Raw genomic sequence first — 24,235 nt, forward strand, 5'->3', positions numbered from 1 at the left:
ATTTATGGATAGTAAAGATATTGCCCAAATTGCAGTGAGAGCTGCCGATAGTAAACGGGCTAATGATATTGTTGTTTTAGATATGCAAAATGTGAGTTTGATGGCCGACTACTTTGTCATTGCTGACGCTAACTCAAACCGTCAGGTTAAAGCGATTGCTGATGAAGTTGCTGATCAAATGTCAGCATCGAAAGTTGAAATTTATCAAGTATCCGGCAGAGATACTGCCAAATGGATTTTGATTGATCTTGGTGAAGTTATTGTTCACATTTTCCAAACTGATGAACGTGATTTCTATAATTTAGAAAAATTATGGTCTGATGCACCATTCCTTGACACGCGGGATTGGCTTGAAGCATGATTTATGAAAAGTTTGCCAAGTTTTACGACGAATTATTTGATGATGATTTGTATGTAAAATGGGGAGACTATTTTGCTAACAGAGTCTCTAAGTCAGCAAAAGTAATGGATTTAGCTTGTGGTACCGGAAAGTTAGCAATCGAATTAATCAAGCGTGGTTATAACGTTACTGGTTCCGACATTTCAGAAGATATGTTGAAGCTAGCTAGTGAGCATGCTGAAGCGGCTAAAGTGAATTTACCATTGATTCAAATGGATATGCTTGAAATGGATGGTCTCACGAAGTTTGATACGATTTCGTGTTTTGACGATTCACTCTGTTATCTAACGGAAGATGGCCAGCTTTTAAGAGCCTTTCAGCAGGTTAACGCTCACTTAGAATCTGAGGGAACCTTCTTGTTTGATGTGATTACACCATACCAAACCGATGAGGTTTACCCAGGATACATGTTTAATGATCGAACTGATGACTCTGCGTTTATGTGGTCTTCATATTCAACTGATGACTCTGAGCACGCAATTGAGCATGACTTGGTGTTCTTCTTATTTAATGAAGAAAAGAATGCCTACGATGCTTATAATGAGATTCATGATGAGCGGTCATTTGATATTACCAGCTATCAACGTATGTTGACTGAGGCTGGTTTCACAGATATCAAAGTAACTACTGATTTTGGTAATCAACCTTACCAAGAAAGGGTAAAGCGTTGGTTCATTGAGTGTAAAAAGGGGTAATTAGATGGAAACGGCTGTTGGGATTATTGCAGAATTTAATCCATTTCATAACGGACATCAATATTTAGTTGACCAAGCACGCAAACAATCTGGAGCGACAACGGTTATTGCTATTATGAGCGGTAATTGGATGCAACGAGGCGAACCAGCATTTCGATAAATGGAATCGGGCTCGAGCAGCAGTGGCTGCCGGAGTGGACCTAGTGGTAGAATTGCCTTTTTTTGGTGCAGTTCAGCCATCACACTTATTTGCAAAAAATGCTGTGCGAATTGCTCAAGAGCTTGCATGTGAATCATTAGCTTTTGGGGCAGAACACCCAGATATGGACTATGATTTATTGATCAATCATCAGCCTGAGCATGATGATTCTTTTAAGCAATTCAATCAAACATACGCATCAACTTTTCAAAACTATTTAAAGCGACAGACTGGAATTACCCTACGTGAACCAAATGATATTTTGGCGTTTGGTTATGCTAATGCTAATCATGAATTGGGAAACCCGCTAAAATTAGTGCCAATTCAAAGAATTGAAGCTGATCATAATGATCAGCAATTAACCACTGACTCATGGATCAGTAGTGCTTCATCAATTCGAAATGGGATAGTGAACTACTCAAGTGAGATTACTAAGTTCATGCCTTACAGTAGCTTTCATATGGTAGCCAGTAGCTTTCAATACAGTTGGGAACAGTTTTGGCCTTTCTTAAGATATGAATTAATAAAGACGCCAATTCAAGAATTACAACGAATATATCAAATGTCTGAGGGAATCGAGCATCGATTAAAGAGTGCTGCTAAGAGATCCCAGTCATTCTCAGATTTTTTAAACTCAGTTAAGACAAAGCGATACACTTATACTAGGATTCAACGGTTATGCGTCTATGTCTTGGTGCATGCTTTTTCTGATGAGATGCTGGTTGACCCTAATTATTTACGACCGTTGGCTTTTAATGGTCAGGGACAAAGGTATTTGAATCAAATTAAGCACGATACAGAATGGCCAATTATCACTAAAGTAACTGATCAGGTTGTCGATGATTGGCTGGTCTTAGACTACCAATCATCGATGATGCTAGAATTAATTAGTGGCGAGAACCAGGATGTTCATCGTTATCCCAAAATCATTTTATAAAAGCTGGGCCTATCAAGGAATTAGCCTTGACAAGGTATTTTGATGCCGGTATAATAAGTCGTGTTGCATTGGAGGAATAACATGGAAATGTTTTTTAGGGAACTTCAAAAGTATCCCGAAAATGCACCTTTTAAATTTGAAGAAACTCTTGATATAAAACAAGAGCTTCTTGATAGGTATGCTGATCAAGTTATTGATGCCGAAAAGTTTACTGTCTCAGGATCTGCTTTTGCTGATCAAGGAGATGTAATCGTGAATTATCACGTTACTGGTAAACTTGTCGTGCCATCATCCAGATCATTAATGCCTGTCGATCTGCCTATGGAATTTGACGTTGAGGAATTTTATGTTCCTTCTAAAGCAGCTGAATCGAGGTATCCTAAGGATACGGTCGTGTTTGTTCTCGATGAAGAGGATAAAGTTGAAATTACTGATTCAGTTATCGACAACGTTATTTTAAACATTCCAATGCAGGTTCTTGCAGAATCTGAGCTAGAAGGCCAAGAAGACATGCCTAGCGGAGACGATTGGGAAGTCATGACGGCGGATGATTTTGACAAGAACAAGGCAGAATTAGAAACTGTTGATCCACGTCTTGCTAAACTAAAAGATTTATTCCCTGAGGATAATCAAGAGGATTAGTGGGACATTAATAATTCACTAGTGGATATTTTAAAGTAGAGGAGGGATTTTTAATGGCTACACCAGCACGTAGAACCTCTAAGGCGAAAAAAGGTATGCGCCGTGGTCACATCAAGTTACAAACACCAAATCTTAGTTTTGATCCTAAGACTGGCGAGTACAGAATGCCACACCACGTGTCACCATCTGGCTACTACAATGGCCGTAAGGTTATCGACAAGTAATTGTCTGTAAACTATTAAGAACGCCATGGATTCTTAACGGTTTGTTAAAACGCTCTAAGCGAATGCTTAGAGCGTTTTATTATGCTGTAATTAAGTTGGTAGAGTTAATTATTAAACCTAGTGGGATTCTTGATAAATTACGACAATTTCAAATATAGGGTGGTTAACACAGTATTCGCAATCTTTAATGTTTACCATAATTTTGTGGACTTAAAAGTGTTATACAAGATATGCATTCATGTAATTAATATAATAACGATGATTTATATGGTGAATTAAAGTTAATAAAAAAGCTAACGAACATTTATGCCCGCTAGCTAATTAAAATTAGTTGATATTATTTAGAATTACTTAGTGAAATCAACAACCATCCGACCAACAATCTTGCCGGCTTTCATTTCATCAATGATATCGTTAATTTCTTCAAGCTTTCTAGTTTGAACGATTGGCTTAACTTTGCCTTCAGCACCAAATTGGAAAGTTTCAGCTAAGTCTTGGCGGGTACCCACAAGTGAACCAGCAACTTGAATACCGTCTAGAACAGTTTTATCAATGTTAAGAGCCATGTCACCCTTTGGAAGGGCGACCGCAACTAATTTACCATCTGGACGAAGAGCATTAACTGAAGTTGTGAAAGCTGCAGCATTAACGGCAGTAACTTGTGCATTGTGAACGCCACCAACTTTTGCTTGAATTTGTTCCGCAACGTCTGGATCATGACGGTCAATTCCGATTTCAGCACCATTTTCTTTAGCAGCTTGTAGCTTTTGTTCATTACCATCAACGGCAACGACGTGAGCACCAAAAACATTGTGAGCGAATTGAACAGCAAGGTTACCAAGACCACCAGCACCAACAACTTCAACCCATTGACCTGGGCGAGTGTCACCAACTTTTAGTGCCTTGTACATAGTAACTCCGGCACAAGTTAATGAGGTTGCTTCAATTGGGTCAAGACCTTCAGGCACTTTAACAGCGTAGTTGGCATCAACGATTACTTCTTCGGCCATGGCACCATCAACAGTGAAGCCTGAGTTTTGAACATTACGACAAAGAGTTTCGCGACCAGTGTTACAGTATTCACAATGACCACAACCCTTAAAGAACCAAGCGATTGACACACGGTCGCCAATCTTTAAATTTTCAACGTCGTCAGCAACTTGGATAACTTTACCAACACCTTCGTGCCCAATAATCCGACCTGGAACGGCACCAAAATCACCGGCAGCTACATGAAGATCTGTGTGACATAATCCACAATATTCAACTTTAACTAAGGCTTCACCATATTTAATTGGGCGAAGAGTAACATCTTTAATATCAACATATCCATCAACGGAATCGCGTACAACAGCTGCTTTCATATAATACCATCCTTTTAAAATGTAATTGAAATTTATTTTCTAATCATTGTTCATTATAAAACAATCTGTTGCATTAGCAAGTGAAAAAAGGCACAAATAGCTAAAACATGAAAATTATTTCCAAACAAGTTTATACGAAAATACCTCGTATTTTACTTAAGTATGTTAAAATTAGAATATTATTAAAAAAGAACCTTAACAGGATTACGTAGGAGAATTGTAAAATGAGTCGAGTTTTAATTATTGAAGATGAAAAAAATCTTTCCCGGTTTGTAGAGCTTGAACTACAACATGAGGGTTATGAAACCCAAGTGGAGTTAGATGGTCGTAAGGGCCTAGATGCCGCATTAAATGATAATTTTGACGTAATTTTACTTGATTTAATGCTTCCAGAACTTAATGGTATGGAAGTTGCTCGCCGATTACGAGAAAAGAAAAATACGCCAATTATTATGATGACTGCCCGTGATTCTGTAATTGATCGGGTATCTGGATTTGATCATGGAGCTGATGACTACATCGTCAAGCCATTTGCCATTGAAGAATTACTGGCTAGAATTCGGGCATTATTGAGAAGAATCCAAATTGAAAATGATCAACAAAAGGGTAATAAGAAGACGGTTGTCTTTAAAGACCTAACGATTGAAAAAGAAAGTCGCATTGTTCGTCGTGGCGATGAAGTTATTAACCTAACCAAGCGTGAATACGAACTATTATTAGCGTTGATGGAAAATGTTGATGTGGTATTGGCTCGGGATGTGTTATTAACCAAAGTTTGGGGTTATGATTCCGAAGTTGAAACTAACGTTGTGGATGTTTATATTCGGTACTTACGTAACAAGATTGATAGACCCGGTGAGAATAGTTATATTCAAACGGTTCGTGGTACAGGGTACGTGATGCGGTCATGATCGAAGAAACTAGTCCTAAAAAAAGAAGGATCTCTTTAACTATTAAGTGGTCCTTTTTCACGTCTATTGGTGTTTTTATTATTTTATTAGTATTTTCAATGTTAATTTATAACCGCTTTACGAACGTGTTAATTCAGCAAGAACGTGGTTACATTAACGACACTTTAATGACGGTTTCGGGTCGACTCGCTAATTTTGATTCTCCAATCAATCAAAAAAATGCTAATTCGGTTTTGCGACCAGATATTGATGATAAAAGTAATAATAACGTTCCGATTGATCGGCAAACTCATCAAAGTATCTATTCTGATTCACTATTTGTTAATCTTTCTCGAGATAGCATGGTGGTAAATGTTTATGACAATAATAAACGTTTATTATTTGAATCAAGGGAGTCTAACTTTAAGTTTAAAAGAACTGATACAAAGAGTATTGCTCTCACGAGAGAAAATGGCAGTCAAGTTCTAGTTGGTAGAATGCCAGTTCAATCCAAGAAGAATGGCTCTTTAGTTGGGTATATCCAGGTTACCGATACTTTGGCCAACTATCATCAAACGGTTAGAAAATTGGTTGCGATTATGGCAATTTTATTAGTATTATCAGTCTTAATTGCTGTGATAGTTTCTTATATACTAGCTGCTGAGTTACTTAAACCGATGAAGGAAATTCGAAATACCATTTCAGAGATTAAAGAAAATCCGGATTCTGATGAGCGAGTTCCAGAATTACACACAAATGATGAAATTGCTGATTTAGGTAACTTGTTTAATAGCATGCTGGACCAAACTCAAAGATATATGAATCAACAGAGTCAATTCGTTGAAGATGTGTCTCATGAGCTTAGGACACCGGTTGCAGTTATTCAAGGCCATATGGAAATGTTGTTACGGTGGGGGAAAGATGATCCGCAGGTGCTAGATGAGTCATTGAAAGCTTCATTACAAGAAACTAAGCGGATGCAAAGCTTAGTGGCCGAGATGCTTGATCTTTCTCGGGCTGAGCAAATTGAGATTAATTATAGTGATGAAGTGACGAATGTTAACGAAGTATTCAATCAAGTAAACAATGACTTCAAGATGATTCATCCAGAGTTTACGTTTATCGTTGATAATGATACTTATAATGACGTTTCCGTCCAAATCTATCGGAATCATTTAGAGCAGATTCTTGTAATTTTAATTGATAATGCAATTAAATATTCTAAAGATCGTAAGGAAATCCACACATCGATTTCTAGTACTGATTCAACCGTTAATATCGCCGTTCAAGATTTTGGTGAAGGCATTGCTAGCGATGATGTCGCCAAAGTGTTTAATCGTTTCTATCGTGTTGATAAAGCAAGATCTCGAGATAAGGGTGGTAATGGGTTAGGACTTTCAATTGCCCAGAGGTTAGTAGAAGCATATCACGGTGACATCTCAATTGAGAGTTCATTAGGTTATGGATCGATTTTCCAAATTAAATTTCCAATTTTAAGAAGTGGCATTCAAGCTGATGAAGCTGATTCCAACGATGGCGATCATCAGTAGTTGTCGATTAATAAAAAGAAAGCCGTTAGATATTTTAAATATCTAACGGCTTTCTTTTGGTTTTCAATGTGATAAACACCGCAACAACTAATTATTTGTGGTTACGATTTTGTTTGCCAGCATTGCGTTGGCTATTACGATTATTGCTAGGGCGTTTATCTGTTTTGGCCTCATCAGGTTGTGCCGGAGTTTCTGGTTGCTTTGGAATGAGATCATCGACATTCACAGTCTTAATATCTTTCATTTCAGCAGCAACATCTTTTCTAATTCTTGGTCTGTAAAGATTGATGATTAATGTTTGTAAACAAGCGAACAGTCCCCCGATAAAGAAGTAAATTCCCAAACCAGCTGGGGAATTAATTGTAAACAGCAGAATCATGATTGGACTCATTAATAACATAGCACCTGTTTGCTTCTTTTGATCCTTAGGAATTCCTAAAAGTGATAGGTAGCTTTGTAATAGGTAGGTTACAAAGGAAAGCACAGCTAGGATCCAGCTTGCTTGCCCCAGTTTAATACCCATAAATACTTCGTGAGATAATTCAGGTGAATATCTAATGGCAGCATATAAAGCAGCGAAGATAGGCATCTGAATCAGCAATGGTAAACAACCAATTCCACCAGTCATAGAAATATTGTTTTCCTTATAAACCGACATCATAGCTTGGCTAACAGCGGCTTGCTCCTCGGGAGTTTTAGCAGCTTTTTGGCGCTTTTGAATTTCATTTAGCTGTGGTCGAATAAGTTGCATCTTTTCCTGCTGGATGGTTGAACTCTTCATTTGTCTAACCATCATAGGTAGTAAGAACATCCGCACGATTACGGTTAATACAATAATTGCCCAACCATATGAGCCGGTGAAGCCAGCAATCCATTCCATAACAGCTTGAGCAGGCTTAGCTAAGTAATCATAGACAAACCCATATGGTTTACCAGATTTGGTAGTTCGGACACAACCACTAAGCAAGATTGCCATCGTGGTGATTAGGCCAAACACCGTGAGTGATTTAGTTTTTTTCATTAATTGAGACCCTTTCTGAGCTTTAATAACATAACAGGTTAAATATTACTAGATTTATTTAAGGTTTTCAATTTAATATTTAACATAGAACCCATTATCTACAACTAAGGTTGTATAATGGGTCTTGATATTAGTAACTTTGCTATATGGGCTAGGTGATGCAGCAATTTGTTGAATAAAGTTATTTAAGGCAATTGCTTCACCTGAAGCTACAATATGCACGGTTCCGTCCGGTACGTTTTCAACAAAGCCTTGGATAAGCAGCTGGTTGGCTAATTTAGTGGTGTAGTATCTAAAACCCACTCCTTGCACTAACCCAGAAACTACTATGTCAACAGTCTTTTTCATAAGATAACCTCAAGTCATAATTGATATATTTGAAAGGAAACACACATGGAATTTTTAACTTCAAACCAAAACCAACGGGTCAAAGATTGGAAAAAATTACAAACTAAGAAACAAAGGACACGATCAAATGCCTACATCATTGAAGGTTGGCACTTAATTGATGAAGCCTTTAAGAGTGGCAAGCAATTTAAAGAAGTAATGGTGGTTGATCCTGAAGATTTAGACGACCTTAATTTTAATTCAGAAGCTGAAGTGTTTCAAATTACCCCGGAAATTGCAGCTCATATTTCGGATACGAAAACTCCCCAAGGAATTTTTGCGGTATTACCACTTGATTCATACCATGAAGATATTCCTGATCAGTTAACTGGTGGGTGGCTATTGCTAGATAATGTTCAAGATCCTGGTAACTTAGGCACAATTATTCGAACGGCTGACGCAGCAGGTATAAATGGGGTTGTCTTGGGTGGAAGCAGTGTAGATATTTATAATCCTAAGTTAATCAGATCAATGCAAGGAAGTCACTTCCACATTTCGCTTTATAATGGCAATCTTAACGAATGGATTTTAGCGTTTAAACAGCAACAAGTTCCAGTATTTGGAACTGAATTGAACGAAGAGGCCAAGTCCTATAAAGAGGTGGGCCACCCAGAGGATTTTGCATTAATCATGGGAAATGAAGGAAATGGAATGAGCGATGAGACCCTTGCTCAAACCGACCAGAATCTTTATATTCCTATGAAAGGGAATGCTGAATCATTAAATGTGGCCGTTGCTGCAGGAATCGTAATGTTTCAACTTATAAAAAGTTAGTCGTTTTAATTGATTATTTGGTATAATGCTAGTATTATCTGCTTAGACATTAAGAAAAGGGGTATTGCATGCAAAGAGATGAGTGGAAGAATGACGAGTTATACGTTTCAATTGTCAAAGATTTATTAGATACTGACTTAGTTCAGAGTTTGGCTAATTACACGCAACATCATAATTCTACCCGCTTAGAGCATTCATTATCGGTATCTTTTGATAGTTATCGAATTGCTAAACGGGCTGACTTGGACTACCGTTCTGTTGCTAGAGCGGGATTGCTACATGACTTATTCTTTTATGACTGGCGAACTACTAAGTTTGACCTAGGATCTCACGCATATATTCACCCTCGAGTTGCATTGAGAAATGCTGAAAAGATTACGGATTTAAATGAGATTGAAAAGGATATTATCCTCAAGCATATGTGGGGAGTCACGTTGGCAAGACCCAAGTATCGGGAAAGTGTCATTGTGTCTTTAGTTGATGACTACGAAGCAGTTCATGAGTTTATGCAACCATTTAAAAAACGAATTATCGCCAGATTAAAAGCATAATAATATTAGTAAAGGAGTAATGTGATATGAGAACGAATATTTCTATAAAAGAACCAATTAATTATTACCTCTGTCCTAAGTTCGAAAAGACGTTTTCATTTTTGGGTAAAAAATGGAATGGCTTAATTATCGATGTGTTGCTGCAAGAAGGTACACTTCGCTTTAGAGAAATTGCGCGACAAATTCCTAAGTGCTCAGATAGGGTGTTAGTAGAACGTTTACGTGAGTTAGAACATGATGGTGTCATTGATCGAAATGATTACGCCGATTCATCATTGATTGAATATTGTTTAACTGATCAAGGTCGTGAACTAGCTCCTATTATGAAGCAATTACATGATTGGTCTGAAAAATGGTATCCAGTTGACGAAGGTTAACTTGACCATTTTTTTATTTTAGCTTATTATTTTAGAGTAAATGCGTTACAGAGAGAAGTAGTAGGTTAGCCTAATTGAGCAGAGACTTTTGGAATGGTGAGACCAAGGGCGTTAGGTTAGTTGAATTCATCTTTTTAGCTGAAATTGGGAGTCTTAAAAAACGAAAAATTTTCCGGTTATCGCCGTTATCGATTTGAGAGTTCATCTAGTAAGCTGTTACTAGACGTAAACTAGGGTGGTACCGCGAGAAACCTCGTCCCTTTTCTGGGATGGGGCTTTTTTTGTGCCTAAAATATTGGAGGGATTATATGTCTTTAAGAGAAGACTTAACTAACATTAGAACCAAGAACTTAGAGATTATTCAAACGACGGATAACCTTAAAGTTTTAAATGACATTCGAGTAAATCTGCTTGGTAAAAAGGGACCGATTACCACAGCATTAAGATCTATCAAAGATTTACCAGTTGAAGAACGACCCGAAGTTGGTAGTTATGCTAACGAAATTAGAGATGACTTAGCTAATGCAATTGCTGAACAAAAAACTAATTTGGAAAATGCCCAAATGAATGCTCGCTTAGCTAGTGAGTCGATTGATGTTACTTTACCAGGAACTAAGTTATCACAAGGCCAGCCTCATGTTATTCAACAGATTATTGATCAAATTGTTGATCTGTTTTAGGAATGGGGTACGAAGTTTTAACTGGCCCAGAAGTTGAAGAAGAAAAGTATAATTTTGAAATGATGAACTTGCCTAAAGATCACCCTGCTCGTGACATGCAAGACACGTTCTATTTGACTAACGATATTCTAATGAGAACCCAAACTTCACCAATGCAAGCTAGAACCTTGGAAAAACATGACTTTAGTCAAGGACCATTGAAGATGATCTCTCCAGGAATTGTTTATCGGCGAGATACGGATGATCCGACTCACTCTCACCAATTTCATCAAGTTGAGGGGTTAGTGATTGATGAACATATTACTATGGCAGATTTAAAGGGAACTTTGATTACCATGACTCATGAAATCTTCGGTGATAAATTTGATATTCGCCTTAGACCTAGTTACTTCCCATTTACTGAACCATCTGTTGAAGTGGATGTTACTTGTTTTAACTGTATGGGTAAGGGCTGTGACGTCTGCAAGCACACTGGTTGGATCGAAGTTCTTGGTGCCGGCATGGTTCATCCAAATGTTTTGAAGATGGCTGGAGTTGATCCAGATGTCTATGGTGGTTTCGCCTTTGGCCTCGGACCTGATAGATTTGCAATGCTTCAATATGGGGTAACTGATATTCGTGATTTCTATTTAAACGATGTTAGATTCCTAAATCAATTCGACAAGAGGAGTAATTAAATTGAAACTTTCATATAAATGGGTAAAAGAATATTTAGATTTAAACATTCCAGCTAAAGAGCTTGCCGAAAAAATTGAAAGAACTGCTGTAGAAGTAGATTCAGTTAGCCGGTTAGATGATGGTTTGAAAAAAATCGTAACTGGAAAAGTATTAAGTATGGAAAATCATCCAGATTCTGATCATTTGCATATTTGCCAAGTTGATGTGGGTGAAGAAGAACCTTTACAGATTGTTTGTGGGGCCCCCAATGTTGCGGCTGGCCAAACAGTAATTGTTGCATTGCCTGGTTCAAGAATCGGTGGCAATGTTAAAATTAAAAAATCAAAGATGCGGGGCGTTCAGTCAAACGGGATGATCTGTGCCTTAGACGAAATCGGTTTTTCTAAGGATGTCGTACCTAAGGAATGGGAAGACGGCATTTATGTTTTTGATGATACAGTTCCCGTTGGTGAAGATGTTTATAGCTACTTAGGTATGGATGATGATGTCATCGATCTTGACGTTACCCCTAACCGTGGGGACATGTTAAGTGTCCTGGGTACCGTTCATGAATTAGCAGCTATCTATGACCAAAGTCCTGAAATCAAAGCACCTGAAATCACTGAAGACGTTGATGTTAAGGCAATGATGAAGTAACTGCGGAAGCTGATCCTGAATTGGCACCAACTTATAAGCTAAGGTTAGTTAAGGGTGTGAAGATTGCACCTAGTCCAACTTGGTTACAAATTAAACTATGGACTGCCGGAATTCGACCAATCAATAATGTTGTTGATGTTACTAACTATATTTTGGTTAAGTATGGTCAACCATTACATGCATTTGATAAAAATAAAATCGATGGTGGCATTCATGTAAGGTCAGCCAAGGATGGCGAAACATTTACTACGCTTGATGGTGAAGACAGAGAGTTAGCATCAGCGGACGTTTTAATTGCCGATGATACTAAACCAGTTGCACTTGCTGGAGTAATGGGCGGTTTGAACTCAGAAATTACTGATCAAACTACAGATGTTTTGCTTGAATCAGCAATCTTTAATCCAAGCCGAATTAGAAAAACTGCTCGGAGATTAGTTTTACACTCAGAAGCCTCACAACGCTTTGAACGTGGAATTAACTACGATACTGTTGAAACTGCTTTAAATGAAGCTGCTCAAATGATTGCTGATTTGGCAAATGGTCAAGTGACTGAAGGAATTGTCACCGCAACTGATACTCCTCGAGTGCTTCCAACGATTCACGTTTCTGACCAGAGTATTAATAAAGTGTTAGGAACTGACTTAACAACTGACAACATTAAAAATATTTTCGATCGGTTAGGATTCACCTCTGTAAATGTCAATGATGGATTAGATGTTACCATTCCTGCTAGACGTTGGGACATTGAAATTCCCGCTGATTTAAATGAAGAAGTAGCCAGAATTTACGGCTACGACAATCTACCAGTTTCTTTACCAACTGGTAGGATGGGTGTGGGGGCATTAACGGCTACTCAAAAAAATGAACGGGCTATTCGCCAAGTACTTGAAGGACTTGGATTAACCCAAGCAATTTCTTACTCATTAACTACTGCTGATAAGGCGAAGATGTTCTTAACAAGATCATCAATCGAAACTAAGTTAAGCTTCCCGATGACCAAAGATCATTCAGTTTTGAGAATGAATTTGCTATCAGGTTTGCTAGATGATGTCGCTTATAATCAAGCACGGAAGGTTTCAGACATTGCCTTATATGAATACGGCCGAGTTTTCTTTAAAGATGGTGAAGAACAAGTTCGTCCAACGGAAGTTAGTCACGTTGCCGGAGTGGTGACTGGAAACTTTGTTAATAAGAGTTGGAGTCATGGTGTGGTTAAAGCTGATTTCTTCCTTGTTAAAGGAATGGTGGAACAAGTTATTCGGAACTTTGCTCCCAATGGGGAAGTTGAATTCATCGCTGACGATACTATTAAAGAAATGCATCCTGGAAGAACTGCTAAGGTCTTAGTTCATGGCAAAGAAGTTGGTTTTGTTGGTCAAATTCATCCAGTAGTTGAAAAGCAGTTCAAAATTAAGGACACTTATGCTTTTGAGTTAGATTTTGCCTTACTTGATTCATTGCCCAAAAATGCGGATCAATTTACTCCAATTTCGAAGTTCCCAAGTGTTCAACGGGATATTGCGTTGCTTGTTGATGAAAGTGTAACTAACGATGATGTGGTCAACATTATTGCTAAGCGAGGTGGCGCTTACCTAATTAATACTGATCTGTTTGATTTATATACGGGTGATAATGTTGCTGATGGTAAAAGTCACTTGCTTATTCACTTACATTTGCTAACCAGCGCGACACATTGAAAGATGATGAAATCAATGCGGCAATGGAAAAAATTAAAAAACACTTAACAGATGAATTAAAAGCAGAAATTAGGTAGTTTCATCTCTATAATTGACTTTAAGAAATACTAGGAGGAACTGCTGATGAATAATGGCCCAGCCACCCCAGAACCTAAACAAAATAAGGGGTTAGGTAAAAAAATAATTATCACTGTAGTAACGTTGTTAGTAATTTTGCTAGCAACTCTTGGTTTGTTAGGGTATAACTATTTCCAAAAATCTTTAAAACCGCTAGATCCTAAAAATGAAAAAGTAAGTCAAATTCATATTCCGCTTGGGGTCTCGAACAAGCAAATCGGTTCGATTCTTCAAAATAAAAAGATTGTTAGAAGTGGAATGGTGTTTGATTATTACGTTAAGTCAAATAACTTAACTAACTTCCGTGCCGGATACTATCAACTAAAACCATCAATGAGTCTCAAGCAAATCGCTAAGGAACTTCAAAAAGGTGGCAGTGCTGAACCAATTCAAAGTTCACAAAGTAAGATTTTAGTCATGGAAGGAGCTAATATTAAAGATATTTCTTATCGGATTAGCTCAACGACTGATTTTACTGGGAAAGATTTCTTGTCCTTGATGAAGAATAAGAAATTCATCAATTCACTCTATAAAAAATATCCCGAATTATTAAAGTCTGCAATGCAGGCCAAGAATGTTAGATATCGATTAGAAGGATATTTATTTCCAGCGACTTATGAAGTTAAGAAAAATATGTCTCTAGAAGATGTCGTTACCCAAATGGTTGCTAAGACTAACCAAGTACTGACACCATATTACGCAACGATTAAAAGGGAGAAGCTGACCGTTCAAGAATTCCTAACTTTGGCTTCGTTAACCGAAAAAGAAGGGGTCAGCCAAACTGATCGTCGTAAGATTGCCGGTGTATTTAGAAATCGAATTAAAATCAATATGCCAATTCAATCAGACATTTCGGTATTGTACTCACTTGGAGTTAGAAATAAAGATCTAACGACTAAAGATTTGCAGAATGATTCGCCATATAACCTATACAAGTATTATGGTTACGGTCCTGGACCGTTTGATAGTCCAAGTTTGAGTTCGATTCAAGCTGTTTTAAAACCACTTGATCGTTCAAAGGATTATTTGTATTTTGTTGCTGACACCAAAACTGGAAAGGTGTATTATTCAAAGACGTATGCTGAGCACCAGGCAAAGAGCGACAAATATCTACACACTAACTAGAATCCAAGGAGTATGAAATGAGCACAAAGAAGAGACCGGTAGTAATCGGTGTTACCGGTGGTTCAGGTAGTGGAAAAACTACTGTTAGTCGAAAAATATTTAATGAGCTTGCGGACAATTCAATCATGATCTTGCAGCAAGACTCTTACTATAATGATCAAAGTGATATGTCAATGGAAGAACGTAAGGCAGTTAATTACGATCATCCCCTAGCATTTGACACTGATTTATTGATTGATCAGCTTAAGGATCTGTTAGAATACAAGGCAATTGAGAAGCCGGTTTATGATTACTCTCAGTTCACTAGAAGTACAGATACCATTCATCAAGAACCTCGAGAAGTGATTATTCTTGAAGGAATTTTGATTTTGGATGATAAACGACTTCGCGATTTGATGGACATTAAAGTTTATGTTGATACTGATGATGATATTCGCATTATTCGGAGAATCGAGCGGGATAATGGTGAACGTGGTCGTGATTTGGAAGGCATTATTAATCAATATTTAAGCACGGTTAAGCCAATGTATCATCAATTTGTTGAACCCACTAAGCGTTACGCGGACATAATTGTCCCTGAGGGTGGCGAAAATCAGGTTGCAATTGATTTATTAACAACTAAAATTCGTTCAATTTTACTCAAACGTGGAAATGAACGAGTTAATAATAATCAAGATTCAACAATATAGTTAAGGAGACTTTTTAATGGCTGAAGAAACTTATCCAATGACGGCTGAAGGCCGCCAAAAATTACAAGAAGAGCTTGAGGACTTAAAGCTAGTTCAACGTCCAAAAGTGATTGATAGAATTAAGGTTGCACGTTCATACGGTGATTTATCAGAAAACTCTGAATATGAATCAGCTAAGGATGAACAAAGTATGCTAGAAGGTCGTATTCAAACTGTTGAACACATGCTTCAATATGCTGAAATCATTGACTCTAATGGTACTGATTCAGATGAAGTTACAGTTGGTAAGACCGTTACTTTCCAAGAATTACCAGATGAAGAACCAGAAACTTATCAAATTGTGGGAGCTGCTGAAGCTGACCCAATGTCAGGTAAAATCTCTAATGAATCACCTATTGCTAAGGGATTGATTGGTCATAAGCTTGATGAAGTTGTGACTATTGAAATTCCTGCCGGTGATATGCAAGTTAAAATCACAAAAATTGAATAACTGTCATAGTAAGCTAAAAATACCCTATCAATAATGATGGGGTATTTTTTGTTTTCTTTGTGAAAAAATTTAATGATGTTATAATGATGTAAGCGAATACAATGATTTGGTGGTGGAGAATGTGAAACTTACAATTACTGATGCAGCAGGCAAGTGGTTTGAAGAAGAAATGGGCCTTAGTAGTGGTAATGGCGTCCGTTTTTACGGTAAAGTTTATGGAAATACTCCTGTTCATGATGGATTTTCATTAGCCCTAACACGGGATGATCATCCAAAAGAAGTTTACGCTGAAACGGAAAAGGATGGCGTTACGTACTTTGTTGACCAGGGCGATGAATGGTTCTTTAAAGGGTATGATTTGACGGTTGATTTTGATCCTGAATTAAGTGATGACGTCACATATCGATATGAGGAAAATGGCGAACTAAACTAGTTTGTCTGCAACTAAAAACGATCCCACACAATAGGTATGGTGATCGTTTTTTATTTATACTTAATAGCGTCGATTAATAATTACTGTAATGCTAACAACCGCGATTAAAGTAATTACGGATAAGGCTATTCCAAAAATTAATCCTTGAGGTCGATAAGTGAACTCAACTTTTTTAGCCCTATTGGGATTATTAACATACATAAAGGTATTAGCCCATTTGTGAAGCTTAACGGATTGACCGTTAATTGTGGCATGCCATCCGGGTTCGTAAGGGATAGACGTAACAATTTGCTTAGAATTATTCTGATCAAATTGAGCCGTAATATGAGTGCTGTTAATTTGATGTATTTTAACAGAATCTTTTTTAATTGCTCGCGCCCAATTAGTTAGCTTTTTCTGGTTAAGCTGATAAAATTTAATGTTTGAAAGCCAGATATTTTGTTTAGTGGTACTCATTTTAATATTAATAGTTTTCGTATGATTGTCCGAGTTACCAATATTAACAATTACCGGATGTTTAAAGGGAGTGAACTGCTTTACTTTCACACCATTTGCTGTGATAGAGATATTTCTGACTGGAGTCTGCTCGCTTACCGTCATATATAGTGAGTGGTGAGGTTTAATTTTAATTTCGGCGTTAACGGATGCTGGCTTTAATAGTAGCCGCTTATTGATGACGGCATTATTAAAGCTATTAACGGATGATGCATTATTAACAGTAAAGTTATACGGTGTTACTTCAGTTAGAAGATTACCAGCTAATCCCATACTATTTGCAAGTTGATTCTGATAGTTTATCGGGTCCTCGTTAGTGTATTTAGGATTTGGATCAGTAATTGATGTTTTAAATACTAATGGAAGTGCATTAGGGTTTTGATAAGTATCCAGAGATTGATTTCTATCAATTAAGTTATATGCTGATAGTTCTGGTCGCGTAGTGTTTAGGTTAGTTACGGTGTTGAAAATAGTTGTCATATTTTTAGTTGCAATGGATTTTCGTTCATGACGTATTTAAAACTAAGCAATGAATCTGTAAACATGGTTGGATTGGTATAAACGACAAAAGCGTCGCCATTAGGATTGCCCATATTGCCATAAAACTTCGAAACATTATTTTCAAGAGTCGATGAGAAATTAGAACCACCATTGTAGTTTGCAGTTAAAGCGTCGTTTTTAGAACGTTGAAAAGTTTCAGCGATCCGGTAAAATGAGGCGTCGCGTTTATGAAGCATATTAGCTGATTTACGAGTGATTTGCGCGAATGTTGAATAGTCACTAGCGCTTAAGTAAGAGATGCTGTTAAGTGAATTAATCAAGTTTAAACTCATTTCGCCACTGACTAAGATTAGCATCCCTAGTTGTAGAAGCCTAACCATTGGAATGGTATCTTGAACCACTAATAACCCAATCGTTGCAATCACATAAATTACTCCTAGGATAAAGCTAGCGGAGTTCAAGTATTCAAATTTTGATAAGTTAAGTGAAATATATAATAAGCCAAGCGTAATAATGCCACTAGTAATTATAAGGGATATTCTATCAAGTCCTTGATGAATAATTGATAAATAAGCCTTGTACCCTAGTAGAATCATCCAAAACGAGAAGATGTACGCAAATCGGTAAGAATACCAAACGGGTAACTGAAACGCGTGCCAAAAGATGTCTAACGGATTAAAACACATGGATATTAGGAAGAAAGCTGTTACTCCGATACTTAGTATTCTGTCAATTTTGGCAGTTCGTGGTGAAATTAAAAAGTAAAATAAAAAGTAAAAATAACTAAACTGGCTACAAAAAGGTTAGGAGTTCCGTTAGGCATTTGTTTAAAATCAAATGATCCATTAATAAACTTGCCAATCATGAGTAACGGATTATACTCTAACTTGAATTTAAGTTCATTGGTTGAATATGCAACTTTGGTGTTAAGCAGCGAAATGAACGTGGGGATTGTGATCCATGCCGACAATAAACCAGCAATGGCGAAATTTATAATGTAACGGAGGATCTGACGTAAATAGTTCGATAATGATTTAGCCAATGGTATTGAAAATAACAATACGTATAAGGTGGTGAAGATGGCAATCATGTAAGCCATATAGTAATTTATCATGAGAATGGCTGCCATAGTGATAATGAATAGTGGCGACCATTTTCTTATCATCAAGGTTTCAATGCCAAGAAAAATTAGGGGGAGCAAGATCACGGCATCCAACCATAATAAGTTAAGTTGGTTAGCAACCATCCAGCCCATCAAAGCATAGGACACTGAAAAAGTAATAACTGATAATGATGATTCCTTAAACCGATGAACTAACAAGATACTAAAAGTTAGACCAGCTAGGGAGTACTTTAAAATGGTCATAATCCCAACGGCTGCAGGGAGCAATTTGATTGGGAATAATAAAAGTAACAAATTAAGGGGACTCATTAAATAGTAGCTCCAAGTCCCAAACATATTACCGCCCAATGCCTTTTGAAAACTATAAAGGATTGATGACGGATCGTTAGTCATGGCGTTTTTGAAAAACGCGTAAAAATCAACGTATTGTTGTCCAAGATCAACTGTCAAAACGGATGAGTTACCAAAGGGTGCAAATGATCTAAAGATAAAATATCCGGAAACAATTAACAATGGAATGAGAAAACTGAATAGATAAACTAGTTTTTTTGATTTCATAATGCCGTCCTTTATACTTATTAACATTTGCTAGAATAGCATAAATTAGTTAAAGATTGTGTAAGCATTCTAGTTTTTAAGGTGTAATTCTGATAGAATTAAGCCTATGCAAGGAGTTAAGAATATTGAAATTATTTAAAGGTAAGTCATCAAAAAATAAAAAGTTCCAAAACGGCTTCACTACCGTTTCGAATTAATGTAATTTTTGCGGTAGTTGGGGTCTTATTTATTGCTTTATTGACGCAGTTAGCTTATTTACAAGTATTACAAGGAACCAAGTTTAAGGCTGAGGTTAATCGAAATGATACCACCGTGGTGTCTGGAAATGTCCAGCGGGGGATGATTTACGATTCGACTGGTAAAGTGTTGGTTGGAAATTCTGCTCATCAAGCCATTACTTATACTAAAAGCGTTAACGAGCTTTCAAGTGATATTTATCAAACAGCAACTTCTTTAGGAAAGTACGTTAAAGTACCGACTGATTCACTTACTGATCGTCAATTAGCAGATTATTATTTAGCTAATAATGATAATTTAAAAGATGTGTTAGCTAAGATTCCAAATAGTGCTCAGTATAGTTCTGATGCAAGATATGATAAAGCACTTGAATATGTACAAAGTCACAATCTTCACTTTACTACTGCTGAAAAAAATGCTGCCGAAATTTATGCTAAGATGAGTGGCGCATACCAGTTATCAACGATTAATATTAAAAATAGTGGGGTTACTAGTGGTGAAATTGCCCGAGTCGGAGAACACTTGTCAGAGCTTCAAGGAATCAACATTGGAACTAGTTGGAGCCGAAATTATCCAGACGGGCAATCAATTCAAGGCTTAACGGGGACGGTTTCAACGGAAAAAGCTGGTTTACCTGCTGATGAAGTTAACCAATTACTTGCAAAGGGTTACTCAAGAAATGATCAGGTTGGCCAAAGCTATCTTGAACAAAAGTATGAACCCGTACTAAGTGGTTCAAAATCTCAAACTCAAGTTTATTTAAATAGTCAAAATAAGATCACTAAAGAAGTTAAAAAGTACGGTGGTCAAAAAGGTGATAATTTACAACTAACGATCAATGCTAATTTCCAAAAGAAATTGTCTGCACTAGTTAAATCTGCTGAAGAAGGCGCTGGTGGTTATTCAACTGGAACATACGCTGTTGTCATGAACCCTAAGAATGGAGCGATTTATGGGATGGCTGGGGTTGATCGAAACCCTGAAACTCAAAAATCACAAGTAACGATTTAGGTAATATTAACAGTTCAATTGTTATGGGTTCTGTAGTTAAGGGAGCCATGGTTTCTGGTGCATTACAAGATGGTGTAATTACCCCTAATAATAGTGTGTTAGTTGATAAACCAATTAACATTGGGGGAGTCACAAAGTCTTCGTGGTTTAATAAGAAGGGAGCTGCCGATATTGCGGTTGATGCTGCTGGCGCCCTAGAAGTTTCTTCTAACTCGTACATGATGCAATTAGCGATGAAAGAAGCTCACTTTAACTACGTTGATGGTGGTGCCTTAACTATGAGCCCATCAATCTTTACTAAGATGAGATATAATTTCTCTCAGTTTGGGCTAGGAATTAAGACTGGAATTGATATTCCAGGTGAGACTACTGGTTTGAAAGGTAAGAGTGACTTTGCACATATCGGGTCAGCATTAGATTTGTCATTTGGTAACTACGATGCCTATACAACAATGCAAGTTGCTCAGTACATGTCAACGATTGCCAATGGTGGTTACAGAATTCAACCACACATTGTCTCAGCAGTTAGAGGAACCAAGAGCAATGGGAAGATGGGGGCTATCAAAGATACGGTCACCCCTAATGTATTGAATTACGTAAGTATGACTCCTGCTCAACGCGCGCTTGTAAAGCGTGGCTTGTATCAAGTTGTTCACGGAAGCAACCAATACAAGACTGGTGGCCAGTTGTCATCAATTAAACCAGAAATTTCTGCAAAGACTGGTACTGCTCAAACATTCTACAATGGTAGTGAAACCGTTACTTTGAGTTTGGCGTCGTTTGCTCCATCTAAAGATCCTCAAGTAGTAGTTGCTTTGGCAATGCCTAACTTGGGTGTTGATGCTGAGAGTAATAACATGCAATTAGCTAAACAAATTTACGCTGCATACTGGTCAACAGTGCAGTCTAAATCAACTGTTAAGTAAAATTACTTAACATTTATCTATATAATGCTAGTAATTTCTTCAATTTGATGATAGAATATCAAGAGTTAAGGTTATTATTAGCCATATAAAAAAGTTTGGAGGTTATATTCCATGCGAGTACACATTACTATGGAATGTACTGAATGCCGCGAACGCACATACTTATCAAGCAAGAACCGTCGTAACAACCCAGACCGTTTGGAGCTTAACAAGTATTGCCCTCGTGACCGTAAAGTTACATTACATCGCGAAACTAAGTAAGGTTTGGGTGGTTACCCAAACCTTTTTATTTTGCTCTAATTATGTTTAATAAGATCTATATGGAATTACTAAGTAATAAAAGTTGGGGTGGTTAAATGAAAAAATCTGATATTCGCAAAGCGGTTTTTCCGTTACTATCAAAGTATGTTAAGACAAGTGATGGTAAAAGCAATGCACAGGCACTCTATCAACAGCTGTTTCAGTCGTCACTATTCAAAGATAGTCAGACAATTGGAGTTACTTTAAGCATGGATGGTGAACTTGATACGCAACCAATTATTGATCAAATTCAACAGTTAGGTAAACAAGTTATTGTGCCAAGAACATTGCCAGAATTCAAAATGGAGTTTGTCGAGCTTAATGACCAAACTGAATTAGAAACTACCAAGTTTGGAGTTCGTGAGCCGACTAATGGGCAAGTAATTACATCAGACAAGATTGACTTGATTATCGTCCCAGGGGTAGCCTTCACGCCTAAGGGCGAGCGGGTAGGGTTTGGTGCTGGTTTTTATGATCGATACCTAAAATCATTTCAAGGGGCAACAATCACTCTTGCGCTAAAGCCCCAATATTTTCCAGTTGCAAAGTGGGATGTTACCGATTATGATGTTTTGATTGGAAATATTTATCATTAAAGGGAGATTAATCTTGATAAGACAAAAACCGTTTGTTACCTATGTTCTATTAGCAATCATGGTCTTGGTATTTGGCGTCATGACACTTAGTGGGGGAACTCAAAATCCACTAGTGCTAGTTCAATTTGGAGCCAAATATAATCCGTTGATTGTTGAAGGACAGTACTGGCGCTTTATTACGCCGATTTTTATTCATATAGGATTTACTCATATTCTGATGAATGGAATTACGTTGTATTTTATTGGTCAATATGTGGAAAAAATTTTCGGGCACACGAGATTTTTGATAATTTTTTTACTTTCTGGAGTGGTTGGAAATTTCGCAAGTTTTGCGTTTAGTGATGGCATCTCTGCAGGGGCAAGCACCGCTATATTTGGACTGTTTGGAGCGTTTTTAATGTTAGGGGAAAGTTTCCAGGATAACCCTATGATTGTTTCGTTGGCAAGGACGTTTTTACTGTTTATTGTATTGAATATTGCGATGGATTTATTTGTCTCAGGTATCGATATTGCTGGACACATTGGAGGCCTAGTTGCCGGCTTCTTAAGCGCATACATTGTTGGCGTCAATTTTGGAAAAGTTGCCTCAATTAAACGGATTATTTCAGGAATAATGTTATTATTTGTGGCAGGAGCAATTTTATACCTAGGTTTTAGCAAAAATATGTAAAAAATTTACGAATTTCAAAGAAATTTTGATTAGGATGTGAGATAATGAAAACGCTATATGATGTTCAACAGCTTCTAAAAAAGTTCGATATTTACGTTTACGTTGGAAAAAGAATTTGGGATATTGAAGTTATGGCGTTAGAACTCGACCATCTGCATGAAGCCAAACTTATTTCTCAAAATGATTTTTTGCACGCCAAAATGGTTTTGACTCGCGAACATCGTGTGGAGGAGCAAAAACAAGATAAAGATATCTAGGAGGAAGTAAGCATGGCAAAGAAATTGATTGGAATCGATTTAGGGGGAACCACCACAAAATTTGCTTTTCTTGATGAACAAGGAACCGTTCTTTCCAAATGGAGAATTCCAACTGACATTAGTGATGAAGGTGCACACATTGTTCCTAACATGATTAAATCCATTGAAAGTCAAATGAGAAGAGAAGATTATAATTCGGATGACTTTATTGGAATTGGAATGGGGACTCCAGGAACAGTTAACCGTGATGAAGGAACCGTGGTTGGTGCATATAATCTGAACTGGAAAGAAGTGCAACCGGTTCGTCAGCAAATTAGTAGTGCGTTAAATTTGCCAATCTTTATCGATAATGATGCCAACTGTGCTGCGCTTGGTGAATTTTGGAAGGGTGCTGGTGACACGGCCGATGATGTGGTCTTTGTGACCTTAGGTACTGGTGTTGGTGGTGGTGTCGTTGTTGATGGCCACTTAGCCCACGGAATTAATGGTAGTGCTGGTGAAATTGGTCATATCTGTGTTGAAAAGAACGGATTCCAATGTACTTGTGGAAAACGGGGCTGTTTGGAACAATACGCGTCAGCAACTGGGGTTGTTAACGTTGCTAAGGAGACAGCAGCTGGTTTTACTGGTCATTCAAGAATTAAAGAATTGATCGATAATGATGAAGATATTACTTCAAAGCTAATTTTCTTCTTAGCAGATAATGGTGATATCTTAGCTAACCAAATCGTTAACCGGGTATGTGCTTACTTAGGACTAGCTCTTTCCCACATTGGTAATATTTTGAATCCAGAAAATATTATTATTGGTGGAGGAGTTTCTAATGCCGGCAATACTTTGTTGCAACCTACTACGAGATCGTTTCAAGAAAATGCCTTTCCATCTGTTCGAGATTCAACTAGACTAAAATTAGCTCAATTGGGTAATGATGCCGGAGTTATTGGTGCCGCTTCATTAGCTTTACAAATGAAATCAATGTAAAAATTTAGAAGGAGTGAAGTAACA

General features: G+C 37.4%; 24 protein-coding genes, 4 pseudogenes and 1 other annotated feature. Of the genes and pseudogenes, 22 read left to right on the top strand and 6 right to left on the bottom strand.

The features are described 5' to 3' along the window. The first annotated feature begins 4 nt into the window (after positions 1-4). The 5 genes and pseudogenes from rsfS to rpmF all read left to right on the top strand — a co-directional run bounded on the left by rsfS (position 5) and on the right by rpmF (position 3,097). Positions 5-361 (top strand): ribosome silencing factor, encoded by a 357-nt coding sequence (rsfS, locus tag NBRC111893_RS04000; protein WP_125008083.1) that lies wholly within the window; start codon positions 5-7, stop codon positions 359-361. Further along, a complete protein-coding gene (locus NBRC111893_RS04005; RefSeq protein ID WP_125008084.1) occupies positions 358-1,095 on the top strand; it encodes a class I SAM-dependent DNA methyltransferase in 738 nt (245 codons plus the stop codon). The genes rsfS and NBRC111893_RS04005 overlap by 4 nt, the downstream gene beginning before the upstream one ends. A 4-nt stretch (positions 1,096-1,099) precedes the next feature. Next, positions 1,100-2,231, top strand: a pseudogene (locus tag NBRC111893_RS04010) (nucleotidyltransferase). 81 nt (positions 2,232-2,312) lie between these two features. Further along, on the top strand, positions 2,313-2,873 hold the full coding sequence (locus NBRC111893_RS04015) for a DUF177 domain-containing protein (protein ID WP_125008085.1): 561 nt from the start codon (positions 2,313-2,315) through the stop codon (positions 2,871-2,873). A 53-nt stretch (positions 2,874-2,926) separates the two neighbouring features. Then, complete coding sequence (gene rpmF / locus NBRC111893_RS04020; protein WP_125008086.1) at positions 2,927-3,097, top strand: 50S ribosomal protein L32; 171 nt, start codon at positions 2,927-2,929, stop codon at positions 3,095-3,097. Positions 3,098-3,444: 347 nt separating this feature from the next. Here rpmF and adhP read toward each other — a convergent pair whose 3' ends face one another. Next, positions 3,445-4,461, bottom strand: coding sequence for an alcohol dehydrogenase AdhP (adhP, locus tag NBRC111893_RS04025; RefSeq protein WP_125008087.1), 1,017 nt, complete (start codon positions 4,459-4,461; stop codon positions 3,445-3,447). 224 nt (positions 4,462-4,685) lie between these two features. On the opposite strand from adhP, the gene NBRC111893_RS04030 reads away from it, so the two are divergent. After that, positions 4,686-5,372, top strand: a complete 687-nt coding sequence (locus NBRC111893_RS04030) for a response regulator transcription factor (RefSeq protein WP_125008088.1) — start codon at positions 4,686-4,688, stop codon at positions 5,370-5,372. Then, positions 5,369-6,901, top strand: coding sequence for a HAMP domain-containing sensor histidine kinase (locus tag NBRC111893_RS04035; protein WP_125008089.1), 1,533 nt, complete (start codon positions 5,369-5,371; stop codon positions 6,899-6,901). The genes NBRC111893_RS04030 and NBRC111893_RS04035 overlap by 4 nt, the downstream gene beginning before the upstream one ends. Before the next feature lie 91 nt (positions 6,902-6,992). On the opposite strand, the gene yidC is transcribed toward NBRC111893_RS04035, so the two are convergent. Together yidC and NBRC111893_RS04045 are read right to left on the bottom strand one after the other, a co-directional pair. Next, the gene (gene yidC / locus NBRC111893_RS04040; RefSeq protein ID WP_125008090.1) at positions 6,993-7,922 is read right to left on the bottom strand and encodes a membrane protein insertase YidC; all 930 of its coding nucleotides are present in this window, start codon (positions 7,920-7,922) and stop codon (positions 6,993-6,995) included. 72 nt (positions 7,923-7,994) lie between these two features. Next, positions 7,995-8,270 (bottom strand): acylphosphatase, encoded by a 276-nt coding sequence (locus tag NBRC111893_RS04045; RefSeq protein WP_125008091.1) that lies wholly within the window; start codon positions 8,268-8,270, stop codon positions 7,995-7,997. A gap of 45 nt (positions 8,271-8,315) precedes the next feature. Between NBRC111893_RS04045 and NBRC111893_RS04050 the strand changes: the two genes are divergently transcribed. The 9 genes and pseudogenes from NBRC111893_RS04050 (at position 8,316) to NBRC111893_RS04090 (ending at position 16,556) form a co-directional block, all read left to right on the top strand. Further along, a complete protein-coding gene (locus tag NBRC111893_RS04050; protein WP_125008092.1) occupies positions 8,316-9,083 on the top strand; it encodes a TrmH family RNA methyltransferase in 768 nt (255 codons plus the stop codon). Positions 9,084-9,151: 68 nt separating this feature from the next. Beyond that, the gene (locus tag NBRC111893_RS04055; protein ID WP_125008093.1) at positions 9,152-9,634 is read left to right on the top strand and encodes an HD domain-containing protein; all 483 of its coding nucleotides are present in this window, start codon (positions 9,152-9,154) and stop codon (positions 9,632-9,634) included. Positions 9,635-9,660: 26 nt separating this feature from the next. Continuing rightward, complete coding sequence (locus NBRC111893_RS04060; RefSeq protein ID WP_125008094.1) at positions 9,661-10,011, top strand: winged helix-turn-helix transcriptional regulator; 351 nt, start codon at positions 9,661-9,663, stop codon at positions 10,009-10,011. A gap of 36 nt (positions 10,012-10,047) precedes the next feature. Further along, positions 10,048-10,275, top strand: a binding site (T-box leader). A gap of 44 nt (positions 10,276-10,319) precedes the next feature. Beyond that, positions 10,320-11,368: pseudogene (gene pheS / locus NBRC111893_RS04065) on the top strand (phenylalanine--tRNA ligase subunit alpha). 1 nt (position 11,369) lies between these two features. Then, positions 11,370-13,779 (top strand): annotated as a pseudogene (gene pheT / locus NBRC111893_RS04070) (phenylalanine--tRNA ligase subunit beta). Positions 13,780-13,825: 46 nt separating this feature from the next. After that, complete coding sequence (gene mltG, locus NBRC111893_RS04075) at positions 13,826-14,944, top strand: endolytic transglycosylase MltG (RefSeq protein WP_125008095.1); 1,119 nt, start codon at positions 13,826-13,828, stop codon at positions 14,942-14,944. A gap of 17 nt (positions 14,945-14,961) precedes the next feature. Continuing rightward, positions 14,962-15,633, top strand: coding sequence for a uridine kinase (gene udk, locus NBRC111893_RS04080; protein WP_125008096.1), 672 nt, complete (start codon positions 14,962-14,964; stop codon positions 15,631-15,633). Between the two features lie 16 nt (positions 15,634-15,649). Further along, entirely contained in the window at positions 15,650-16,123 is a 474-nt protein-coding gene (gene greA / locus NBRC111893_RS04085; RefSeq protein WP_125008097.1) for a transcription elongation factor GreA, read from the top strand. Positions 16,124-16,244: 121 nt separating this feature from the next. Next, positions 16,245-16,556: a HesB/YadR/YfhF family protein gene (locus tag NBRC111893_RS04090; RefSeq protein WP_125008098.1), complete on the top strand. Its 312-nt coding sequence runs from the start codon at positions 16,245-16,247 to the stop codon at positions 16,554-16,556. 60 nt (positions 16,557-16,616) lie between these two features. Here the strand turns inward: NBRC111893_RS04090 and NBRC111893_RS11595 are convergent, their stop codons facing one another. The 3 genes from NBRC111893_RS11595 to NBRC111893_RS12280 are packed head-to-tail and all read right to left on the bottom strand — an operon-like array spanning position 16,617 to position 19,233. Further along, complete coding sequence (locus NBRC111893_RS11595) at positions 16,617-17,531, bottom strand: YfhO family protein (RefSeq protein ID WP_125008099.1); 915 nt, start codon at positions 17,529-17,531, stop codon at positions 16,617-16,619. Continuing rightward, positions 17,528-18,307: a YfhO family protein gene (locus NBRC111893_RS12275; protein ID WP_439957175.1), complete on the bottom strand. Its 780-nt coding sequence runs from the start codon at positions 18,305-18,307 to the stop codon at positions 17,528-17,530. Before NBRC111893_RS12275 ends, NBRC111893_RS11595 begins: the two co-directional genes overlap by 4 nt. Then, positions 18,307-19,233 (bottom strand): YfhO family protein, encoded by a 927-nt coding sequence (locus NBRC111893_RS12280; protein ID WP_160114446.1) that lies wholly within the window; start codon positions 19,231-19,233, stop codon positions 18,307-18,309. The genes NBRC111893_RS12275 and NBRC111893_RS12280 overlap by 1 nt, the downstream gene beginning before the upstream one ends. A 156-nt stretch (positions 19,234-19,389) precedes the next feature. On the opposite strand from NBRC111893_RS12280, the pseudogene NBRC111893_RS04110 reads away from it, so the two are divergent. The 6 genes and pseudogenes from NBRC111893_RS04110 to NBRC111893_RS04135 all read left to right on the top strand — a co-directional run bounded on the left by NBRC111893_RS04110 (position 19,390) and on the right by NBRC111893_RS04135 (position 24,211). Beyond that, a pseudogene (locus NBRC111893_RS04110) lies at positions 19,390-21,407 on the top strand (peptidoglycan D,D-transpeptidase FtsI family protein). A gap of 111 nt (positions 21,408-21,518) precedes the next feature. After that, on the top strand, positions 21,519-21,668 hold the full coding sequence (gene rpmG / locus NBRC111893_RS04115; protein ID WP_125008102.1) for a 50S ribosomal protein L33: 150 nt from the start codon (positions 21,519-21,521) through the stop codon (positions 21,666-21,668). Positions 21,669-21,763: 95 nt separating this feature from the next. Then, positions 21,764-22,303 (top strand): 5-formyltetrahydrofolate cyclo-ligase, encoded by a 540-nt coding sequence (locus NBRC111893_RS04120; protein WP_125008103.1) that lies wholly within the window; start codon positions 21,764-21,766, stop codon positions 22,301-22,303. Between the two features lie 58 nt (positions 22,304-22,361). Beyond that, positions 22,362-22,973: a rhomboid family intramembrane serine protease gene (locus NBRC111893_RS04125; protein WP_125008266.1), complete on the top strand. Its 612-nt coding sequence runs from the start codon at positions 22,362-22,364 to the stop codon at positions 22,971-22,973. A 44-nt stretch (positions 22,974-23,017) separates the two neighbouring features. Beyond that, entirely contained in the window at positions 23,018-23,230 is a 213-nt protein-coding gene (locus tag NBRC111893_RS04130) for a YqgQ family protein (protein ID WP_125008104.1), read from the top strand. Positions 23,231-23,242: 12 nt separating this feature from the next. Next, on the top strand, positions 23,243-24,211 hold the full coding sequence (locus NBRC111893_RS04135) for an ROK family glucokinase (RefSeq protein WP_125008105.1): 969 nt from the start codon (positions 23,243-23,245) through the stop codon (positions 24,209-24,211). Positions 24,212-24,235: the final 24 nt, after the last annotated feature.

Source organism: Lentilactobacillus kosonis (genome assembly GCF_003864335.1).
Classification (GTDB): domain Bacteria; phylum Bacillota; class Bacilli; order Lactobacillales; family Lactobacillaceae; genus Lentilactobacillus; species Lentilactobacillus kosonis.

Excerpts from the sequence above, each read along its gene's own strand:
- NBRC111893_RS04125 (WP_125008266.1), top strand. The coding sequence starts at position 22,362 with ATGGTCTTGGTATTTGGCGTCATGACACTTAGTGGGGGAACTCAAAAT.
- NBRC111893_RS04035 (WP_125008089.1), top strand. The coding sequence starts at position 5,369 with ATGATCGAAGAAACTAGTCCTAAAAAAAGAAGGATCTCTTTAACTATT.
- mltG (WP_125008095.1), top strand. The coding sequence starts at position 13,826 with ATGAATAATGGCCCAGCCACCCCAGAACCTAAACAAAATAAGGGGTTA.
- greA (WP_125008097.1), top strand. The coding sequence starts at position 15,650 with ATGGCTGAAGAAACTTATCCAATGACGGCTGAAGGCCGCCAAAAATTA.
- rsfS (WP_125008083.1), top strand. The coding sequence starts at position 5 with ATGGATAGTAAAGATATTGCCCAAATTGCAGTGAGAGCTGCCGATAGT.
- NBRC111893_RS11595 (WP_125008099.1), bottom strand. The coding sequence starts at position 17,531 with ATGACAACTATTTTCAACACCGTAACTAACCTAAACACTACGCGACCA.
- udk (WP_125008096.1), top strand. The coding sequence starts at position 14,962 with ATGAGCACAAAGAAGAGACCGGTAGTAATCGGTGTTACCGGTGGTTCA.
- NBRC111893_RS04015 (WP_125008085.1), top strand. The coding sequence starts at position 2,313 with ATGGAAATGTTTTTTAGGGAACTTCAAAAGTATCCCGAAAATGCACCT.
- NBRC111893_RS12280 (WP_160114446.1), bottom strand. The coding sequence starts at position 19,233 with ATGAAATCAAAAAAACTAGTTTATCTATTCAGTTTTCTCATTCCATTG.
- rpmF (WP_125008086.1), top strand. The coding sequence starts at position 2,927 with ATGGCTACACCAGCACGTAGAACCTCTAAGGCGAAAAAAGGTATGCGC.
- NBRC111893_RS04050 (WP_125008092.1), top strand. The coding sequence starts at position 8,316 with ATGGAATTTTTAACTTCAAACCAAAACCAACGGGTCAAAGATTGGAAA.
- adhP (WP_125008087.1), bottom strand. The coding sequence starts at position 4,461 with ATGAAAGCAGCTGTTGTACGCGATTCCGTTGATGGATATGTTGATATT.
- NBRC111893_RS04130 (WP_125008104.1), top strand. The coding sequence starts at position 23,018 with ATGAAAACGCTATATGATGTTCAACAGCTTCTAAAAAAGTTCGATATT.
- NBRC111893_RS04055 (WP_125008093.1), top strand. The coding sequence starts at position 9,152 with ATGCAAAGAGATGAGTGGAAGAATGACGAGTTATACGTTTCAATTGTC.
- NBRC111893_RS04045 (WP_125008091.1), bottom strand. The coding sequence starts at position 8,270 with ATGAAAAAGACTGTTGACATAGTAGTTTCTGGGTTAGTGCAAGGAGTG.
- NBRC111893_RS04135 (WP_125008105.1), top strand. The coding sequence starts at position 23,243 with ATGGCAAAGAAATTGATTGGAATCGATTTAGGGGGAACCACCACAAAA.
- yidC (WP_125008090.1), bottom strand. The coding sequence starts at position 7,922 with ATGAAAAAAACTAAATCACTCACGGTGTTTGGCCTAATCACCACGATG.
- NBRC111893_RS04060 (WP_125008094.1), top strand. The coding sequence starts at position 9,661 with ATGAGAACGAATATTTCTATAAAAGAACCAATTAATTATTACCTCTGT.
- rpmG (WP_125008102.1), top strand. The coding sequence starts at position 21,519 with ATGCGAGTACACATTACTATGGAATGTACTGAATGCCGCGAACGCACA.
- NBRC111893_RS04120 (WP_125008103.1), top strand. The coding sequence starts at position 21,764 with ATGAAAAAATCTGATATTCGCAAAGCGGTTTTTCCGTTACTATCAAAG.
- NBRC111893_RS04005 (WP_125008084.1), top strand. The coding sequence starts at position 358 with ATGATTTATGAAAAGTTTGCCAAGTTTTACGACGAATTATTTGATGAT.
- NBRC111893_RS04030 (WP_125008088.1), top strand. The coding sequence starts at position 4,686 with ATGAGTCGAGTTTTAATTATTGAAGATGAAAAAAATCTTTCCCGGTTT.